Here is a 7,285-nt window from a genome sequence, read left to right on the forward strand (position 1 = left end):
TCCAAACTCGCGGTGTACGCCATCAGCATCGAAACCAATCATTGGCGTGGAACCCAGGCCCAGCGAACGGGCGGCATAAATCATCGCTGCGGCGCCGAAGGTGGCGGTGCGTACGGCCTCGTCGCGCCGGCGCTGCGGGTACGCCATATACAAGTTGCGTGCCGGGATTTCCCATTCCGGCACCATCGAAGCTGGCATGACACCCGCCGCCACCAGCGGCGCCAAGCGATCTGGTATGACGCTGGTTTCGACCATCTGGCCGCAGACTATAAAGGTCACGGCTGCATCGGTTACTGCAGGTTGATTCCAGGCGATTGGACTCAGCCGAGCCTTGGCTTCAGGTGTGCGTACGGCGATGAAGCGCCAGTTCTGCAAGTGAAAAGATGTCGGCGCGCTAGTGCCGATTTGCACGAGTTCATAGATTTGCTCGTCGCTCAACTTGGCTGCCGGGTCGTAATACTTTGCGGCGGAGCGGCTCAGAATACATTCGATGACGGGATTGGTCTTCTTGATTCCGGTGGTCATGGTTCTTCCTATGGGTAAAGGGATAGATCAAGTTACAAGGGGAATGTTTACTTGAGCGGCGTGGTCAGTTCTTTATCATCGGTATCGACGACGAATACCGCCAACAGTTTGGCCGGCCGCGTCTTGCTCGCATTTCGGCTTATGGGATGGCTAGCGCCGGGTGGTTCAGACCAACTCTCGCCGGCGCGGTACACATGCACGTCACCATCGTTGACTTTTGATTCGATCGCGCCCGATACCACGTACGCGTAAATGAAGGCAGACTTCGCATGCATGTGAGGCATCGAGCCGGCGCCCGGCGGATACTCGACTTCTACAGCGACGAGTGATTTTCCTGGCAGATTGGGAATCGTTTGTTCAAAATTCGGCTTCACGATGTCTCGGGGGCCATGTGCTAAAGCGGCAGCGCTGGTTAAAATTGCGCCGCTCGCGCAAAATGCAGTCAGAATCGGGCGAATAATCATGATCGGCTTTTTTTCTCAAGTTGACTTCGAAATTCTGTACCATTGACGTTACTAAAAGTAGAACCAAGACTCTTCATTTTTGTGTGTACTAAGAATATGAATTCAGATCTGAAGATTCAACTCGACCGGACAGCGAAACTATCCCTGTCAGAACAAATTCGTATGAGTATTTCCAGAGCAATAGAGTCAAGCCTGCTTGCGCCCGGAGCTCGATTGCCTTCATGGCAGGCTCTGGCAGCGCAGCTTGGTGTAGCGCGCGGTACGGTTCAAGCGGCATATGAACGATTGTCCGACGCCCAGATGATTGAATCATTCGGAGCGAAGGGCACCCGAGTGGCGCCACGCCCCCGCGCTACAGCGGCTCGGTCTGTAACGCTTAGGCATGAAGGCTTTATGAGAACCTATCAGGAAATGACCGCCGGGCCGGCGATCTTTCAGCTTGGTGTCCCGGCGTTAAAAGACCTGCCGGAAAAGCTTTTCGCGCGTGCACGCTCTTCCAATCTATTGAAGACTGGATCTTTATCGTCACTGATCTATCCCGATCCTAGAGGAGAGTCCGAACTACGGCGAGAAATTGCGGGATATCTCTCCATATCCCGAAACCTTCATTGCTCTCCTGAACAAGTGTTTATTACTTCGGGGTACACCGCGGGCTTGGGCCTTGCACTGCGAGTTCTTGGTTTGGACGGCAAGAAGGTCTGGATGGAAGAGCCCGGCTTCCCTTTTACTCGACGAGGCTTGGAGCTCGCTTGTTTGAACGTCATTCCGATACCGGTGGACGCCGAAGGCATCAACGTAAGCTACGGAATTGAGCACGCCGGGGACGCTGCACTGGTCGTCGTGACGCCTGGTCAACAAGCTCCCTTGGGCTCGACGCTGTCGCTGAGGCGCCGGCTTCAACTACTTGAATGGGCGGCCTCAAGCGGCGCCTGGATCATCGAAGATGACTACCTCAGCGAGTTACAACTAGAAGGCAGGCCGGCGCCCGCCTTGGCGTCTTTGGACGAGGGCAACCGGGTTATCCACATAGGCACTTTCAGCAAGACTATCAGCCCGTCGCTGCGACTTGGATTTATCGTCGCGCCGACCGAATTGATTAGCGCGTTTTCGGAAGTAACAGCAACACTTGTCCCCGCGCCCTCACCTGTAATTCAACTCGCAACCGCTCGATTTATGCGCGATGGACACTACCTCCAGCGCGTGCGTCGGCTCAAGCGTCTGTATTCTTCTCAACGTGCCGCGCTATGTGCTCAGTTGCAGATGTACGACGCCGAGTGGGTTAACGCTAGCCTGGCGGTACTTCTCAGGCTGCCGGAGGGCGTACCTGACATGGATATAGTTCACGAAGCGAGGGCTATCGGCATGGCGCCATCCCCTTTATCTGCGTGGTTCGCGAATCCATCCTGGGCCTTGCCCGGCCTTTTGCTCGGAGTGGCCACGGCGCCAGAGGTGCACCTCGCGGCATCGTGCCGTCGTCTATTTGAAATCATCGACCGATATCGCTAGCGCGATTTTATCGCGTCTTATTTTCTCTTCAAACGTGGATGACGGGTCTGTCACCGGCACGCAATCTCCGTATTGATCACGCCACCTTGGGCGTCACTGGCTTGCTGAAACGGATGGCGCCGGTCAGCAAGCCTTGGCGAAAATAAAATCGTTGCGCCAATGCATTCGACAAGGCTGTATCCAAGGCAAAAAGCACACAGCCGGCTTCTTCCGCAACCGTGGTCAGCGCATCCAGTAGACGAGCGGCGTATTCGCGGCCGCGCGCCTGTTCGGCAGTCACCAGATCGTCGACGTAAAGAAATTTTCCATAGACCAGGTTTTCCTGCAAGCGGTAGCCCGCCAACGCTATCGCTTGGTCGCCCTCCCATGCAGCAAGCAAGCGATAGCCGTCGGCTGCTTGGCGCGTGACACGCTCGATGAATTCGTCTTCGGAATGTAAATGCGGGCGCAATTGTTTCATCACGGCATAACAGGCACGCAAGGCATCCTGGGTGTCGGCGTGACGCAATATCATCTGGGGATTCATCATAGACATACTTCTTTCAGGACAGATTCAACGGGCTTGTATCTTACGAAATAACAATCGCCCTCGATAGAGCCAAGAGAGGATATTTTGACTGGACCATTTTTCGGAGAATACGCCCCAATCCACGTTAAGTATCGAAGTCTAAATTAACAATCAAACCAAAAATCCTTAACTTGCTTCAAATAGTCCTTTTGACTTGTATTGCACAGTTGTCGGAAGGAAGATGCCTTTCACCTTGATTTCTATAAAGAGATTTGATTATGAGTAGCAAACTTTTATTAAAGAACATCATGTTGAGCCTTGAGGCAGAGAAATTGGCTCATTCCGAGCAAGCCTATGCAGAATACCTGCGCAATAGTGCGCGCGATTACAGCGAATCTGCGGATCACGGGCAGACATCGCAGGAATTCGAAGATGCCGAAGTAGCGCTTGCGTTTGAGGGCCCGCTCCATACCGAAGCCCAAGCTTTGGATAAATTGCACAAGATCGATTTCGGAGTGAAGTCTGAAGTCAAGGAAGGGGCGGTTGTGCGCTTCAACAGCCAATGGTTTGTGATTGCAATCGCTACTTCCCAATTCGTTTGCGATGGAGTTACTTTCATGGGGATATCAAAGGAAGCACCGATATTCAAAGCAATGAAAAGCAAACGGGCCGGTGAAATTTTTGATTTCAACGGTCGTAAAATAAAAATCGAAGCGGTGGGATAACTGCCGAGTCCAAAGCTCCTGCCAGATCCGTAAAAGAACATAATTTTTCAATACCGGAAATCGCACGGTCAGAATTACATTGACTCACATTCCTCAAAAATCTATGGAAAACTATCCTAAGGATATTTATACCGAACCGGAGCCGAACGCCGAGACACTTTCCAACTTGGGGCCATTGACACCGATGGCAGGAATATGGAGCGGGGAACGCGGCGTGGATGTTAGCCCTAAAGCTGAAGGGCCAGAAAAACGAATATTCCTTGAGCGCATTGAGATGCAGCCGATTGATGCCCAAACCAACGGACCTCAATTGTTCTATGGATTACGTTATCACCTTCGAGTTGTGGAATTTGACAAGGTTGAAACCTTTCACGACCAAGTCGGCTATTGGCTTTGGGAGCCGGCCACAAGTACGGTAATACAAACCCTATCGATACCGCGAGGCCAGACGGTAATGGCGACAGGGCATGCGGCGCCAGACGCGAAGACCTTTAAAGTCGAGGCAGTACGCGGGTCCACAATCAATGGCATCTTGTCGAATCCATTTCTTGAATATGCGTTCAAGACAGAGCGCTATACCAATACAGTTTCGATTAATGATGGTACCTGGTCGTATTTTCAGGAAATGCTCTTGATCATTCCGGGACAGACCGAACCCTTTTATCACACTGATCGCAATACCTTGACCAAAATTGAAGAACCAACACCGAATCCGGTAGCGCAAGCAGAATTAGGTCGATAGCTTAAGGCGAGCAATGCGCAGCGTTTTCACAATGATGAAGCGCCTGGCTGTTTTGATCCTTTCTGTGACTTTATTGATCCCCAACAGTCTCGAAATTGATATCGAACCGACCTAAAGTAGAGGCTCTTAACCAGCGGGATGATTCTCAAACGGACATTCCTCAATTAGTGAAACCAGTGACTTACTTTTGGAGATTATGATGACAAGAACTACTGCTTTAAAGCCTGAACAGGTACCAGCCGATTCGAAACCGACCCTCGATGCGTTCACCAAGAACATCGGGTTCACCCCAAATATGATGGCGACCTTCGCGCAGAGTCCGATCGCGTTCAACGCCTGGGCCAATCTGCTCGGCTCGTTGAGCAAGGCACTCGACGTGAAGACACGCGACAGCATCGGTCTCGCTGTCTCCGAAGTGAATGGCTGCAATTACTGCCTGGCGGTCCACAGCTTTACGGCAGAGCACATGGCCAAGTTGCCGGCCGATGAAATCATTCTCGCTCGCAAGGGTCATGCCAGCGATCCAAAACGCGATGCCGCTGTCCAGTTTGCGCACAAAGTCATGGTGGGCCGTGGGCAGGTCAGTGACGCAGATGTAAAAGCCGTCCGCGATGCCGGGTACACGGATGCGAACGTCATGGAGATCGTCTCGCTGGTGGCGATGTACTCCCTGACGAACTTTATCAATAACGTGTTCGATCCCGAGAAGGACTTCCCTGCCGTTACACCGGCTGGCGCGATCTAAACGCTATCCGGTCGCATCGAAATCTCCGAGGACCCTCGGAGGTTTCGCGGAGCAATATTTTCAGGGGTAAAGCATGAACAAGCCACAGAAGGTTGTTGTCGTCACCGGTGCGTCGCAAGGCATCGGCGCTCAAGTTGTACAAGCATTCCGCAAGCTCGATTACCGCATCGTCGCAACCTCGCGTTCGATCAAGCTGTCGGACGACGAGAACATCTTGAACATCGCTGGCGACATCGGCGATCCCGCAACAGCTCAACGTGTTATTTCCGAAGGCGTCGCACGCTTTGGCCGGATCGATACGCTGGTGAACAACGCGGGCATCTACATCGGCAAGCCTTTTACCGAACACACCGCCGAAGACTACGCGGCCGTGATGAATGTAAACATGGCGGGCTTCTATCACATCACGCAACTTGCGATCGCCGAAATGGAAAAGCATGCAAGCGGCCACGTGGTGAGCATTACGGCCAGCATCGACCACGCTGCAATAAGCGGGGTCTACACAGTCTTGGCAGCGCTGACGAAGGGCGGCATCAACGCCGCCACGAAGTCGCTGGCAATCGAGTATGCGAAGAAGGGCATTCGCGTAAATGCGGTCGCACCAGGGAACATCAAGACACCGATGCACCCTCCTGAAATTCACGAGGCACTGGCAGCTTTTAACCCTATCGGGCGCCTGGGTGAAACAAGCGATATTGCCGACGCCATCCTCTTTCTCGACTCTGCACCGTTCATCACCGGCGAAATCCTGCACGTCGACGGTGGCCAAAGTGCCGGTCGATGAGAAACCGAATCACTAATCATAAAGAAACGAGCAATTGACGCTCGACCAACCAATTTTCACTTACTAGCCGGAGCCGCACCTCAATCGGCTGATAGTGAAACCCGTAACTCAGGAGAATACGATGCCAAGAACTACCGCTTTAACACCAGACCAGGTGCCAGCCGATTCGAAACCGACTCTCGATGCATTCAGCAAGATTCTCGGGTTCACCCCAAATATGCTGGCGACCTTCGCGCAGAGCCCGATCGCGTTCAACGCGTGGGCCACCTTTCGGAGCTCCTTGAATAAGGCGCTCGACATGAAAACGCGAGAAGCCATCAGTCTCATCGTCTCCGAGGTGAACGGCTGCAATTACTGCCTGGCGGTTCACACCTATGCGGCCAACATGGCCAAAATGCCGGCCGAGGAAATCATTCTCGCGCGGCAGGGGCATGCCAGCGACCCGAAGCGCGATGCCGCCGTCCAGTTTGCGCGCAAAGTCATCGAAGCCCGCGGCCAGGTCAGTGACGCTGACGTGCAAGCGGTGCGCGACGTCGGCTACTCGGATGCAAACATCATGGAGATCGTCTCAATGGTGGCGATGTTCTCCCTGACGAACTTTTTCAATAACGTGTTCGACCCGGATAAGGATTATCCCGCCGTACCACCGGCTGGCTCGATCTGAATGCCGACAAATCCAGGAGAAAGAAAGTGATACTCGATCATCCAATTTTCACGCGCTGGCCAGCGCAGTACCCCGATCGGCTGCAACTCTTTTCTCTGCCGACGCCCAATGGCGTGAAGGTCGGCATCATGCTTGAGGAAACCGGCCTGGCCTATGAGCCGCACCGGATCGACATCATGGCGAACGAAAACCACGATCCGGCTTTCCTCGCGCTCAACCCCAACGGCAAGATTCCAGCAATCTACGATCCCGACGGACCGAGCGGCACGCCGCTCGCACTGTTCGAATCGGGCGCGATCCTCCTCTACCTTGCCGACAAGACGGGACAATTTATCTCGGCCGATCCGAACACCCGCTATGAAACGATCCAGTGGGTGATGTGGCAGATGGGCGGAGTCGGGCCGATGTTCGGCCAGGTCGGCTTCTTCAACAAATTTGCCGGCAAGGCCTATGAGGACAAGCGCCCGCGCGACCGCTACGCAACCGAATCGGCGCGGCTGCTCGGTGTCCTCGACAACCGGCTCGCGGGCCGCGACTGGGTGATGGGGGCTGATTACAGCATCGCCGATATTTCGCTGCTCGGCTGGGTGCGCAACCTGATCGGCTTTTACGAAGCGCGCGA

The 7,285-nt window shown here is 53.9% G+C and carries 10 protein-coding genes; 7 read left to right on the top strand and 3 right to left on the bottom strand.

Annotated elements, in window-relative coordinates; translation table 11 throughout:
• Together VGN12_07855 and VGN12_07860 are read right to left on the bottom strand one after the other, a co-directional pair.
• Positions 1 to 525 (bottom strand): nitroreductase family protein (locus VGN12_07855; GenBank protein HEY4309350.1); only part of this gene is annotated, 525 nt, incomplete at its 3' end.
• A gap of 47 nt (positions 526 to 572) precedes the next feature.
• Positions 573 to 899, bottom strand: a complete 327-nt coding sequence (locus VGN12_07860; GenBank protein HEY4309351.1) for a cupin domain-containing protein — start codon at positions 897 to 899, stop codon at positions 573 to 575.
• 186 nt (positions 900 to 1,085) lie between these two features.
• On the opposite strand from VGN12_07860, the gene VGN12_07865 reads away from it, so the two are divergent.
• Positions 1,086 to 2,495 (top strand): PLP-dependent aminotransferase family protein, encoded by a 1,410-nt coding sequence (locus VGN12_07865; protein HEY4309352.1) that lies wholly within the window; start codon positions 1,086 to 1,088, stop codon positions 2,493 to 2,495.
• A gap of 76 nt (positions 2,496 to 2,571) precedes the next feature.
• On the opposite strand, the gene VGN12_07870 is transcribed toward VGN12_07865, so the two are convergent.
• Entirely contained in the window at positions 2,572 to 3,024 is a 453-nt protein-coding gene (locus VGN12_07870) for a GNAT family N-acetyltransferase (protein ID HEY4309353.1), read from the bottom strand.
• A gap of 257 nt (positions 3,025 to 3,281) precedes the next feature.
• Between VGN12_07870 and VGN12_07875 the strand changes: the two genes are divergently transcribed.
• From VGN12_07875 to VGN12_07900, 6 genes are all read left to right on the top strand, one after another.
• Complete coding sequence (locus VGN12_07875) at positions 3,282 to 3,728, top strand: hypothetical protein (GenBank protein HEY4309354.1); 447 nt, start codon at positions 3,282 to 3,284, stop codon at positions 3,726 to 3,728.
• Between the two features lie 79 nt (positions 3,729 to 3,807).
• Positions 3,808 to 4,470 (top strand): heme-binding beta-barrel domain-containing protein, encoded by a 663-nt coding sequence (locus VGN12_07880; protein HEY4309355.1) that lies wholly within the window; start codon positions 3,808 to 3,810, stop codon positions 4,468 to 4,470.
• 196 nt (positions 4,471 to 4,666) lie between these two features.
• A complete protein-coding gene (locus VGN12_07885; GenBank protein HEY4309356.1) occupies positions 4,667 to 5,215 on the top strand; it encodes a carboxymuconolactone decarboxylase family protein in 549 nt (182 codons plus the stop codon).
• Positions 5,216 to 5,288: 73 nt separating this feature from the next.
• Entirely contained in the window at positions 5,289 to 5,999 is a 711-nt protein-coding gene (locus VGN12_07890; protein HEY4309357.1) for an SDR family oxidoreductase, read from the top strand.
• Between the two features lie 121 nt (positions 6,000 to 6,120).
• Positions 6,121 to 6,663, top strand: coding sequence for a peroxidase-related enzyme (locus VGN12_07895; protein HEY4309358.1), 543 nt, complete (start codon positions 6,121 to 6,123; stop codon positions 6,661 to 6,663).
• Between the two features lie 26 nt (positions 6,664 to 6,689).
• On the top strand, positions 6,690 to 7,285 hold a 596-nt coding region (locus VGN12_07900), incomplete at its 3' end, for a glutathione S-transferase N-terminal domain-containing protein (GenBank protein ID HEY4309359.1).

This window comes from Pirellulales bacterium, assembly GCA_036499395.1.
Taxonomy (GTDB): Bacteria; Planctomycetota; Planctomycetia; order Pirellulales; family JACPPG01; genus JACPPG01.

Coding starts and splice junctions, on each gene's coding strand:
- VGN12_07885 (HEY4309356.1), top strand. CDS start 4,667: ATGATGACAAGAACTACTGCTTTAAAGCCTGAACAGGTACCAGCCGAT.
- VGN12_07895 (HEY4309358.1), top strand. CDS start 6,121: ATGCCAAGAACTACCGCTTTAACACCAGACCAGGTGCCAGCCGATTCG.
- VGN12_07875 (HEY4309354.1), top strand. CDS start 3,282: ATGAGTAGCAAACTTTTATTAAAGAACATCATGTTGAGCCTTGAGGCA.
- VGN12_07870 (HEY4309353.1), bottom strand. CDS start 3,024: ATGATGAATCCCCAGATGATATTGCGTCACGCCGACACCCAGGATGCC.
- VGN12_07890 (HEY4309357.1), top strand. CDS start 5,289: ATGAACAAGCCACAGAAGGTTGTTGTCGTCACCGGTGCGTCGCAAGGC.
- VGN12_07865 (HEY4309352.1), top strand. CDS start 1,086: ATGAATTCAGATCTGAAGATTCAACTCGACCGGACAGCGAAACTATCC.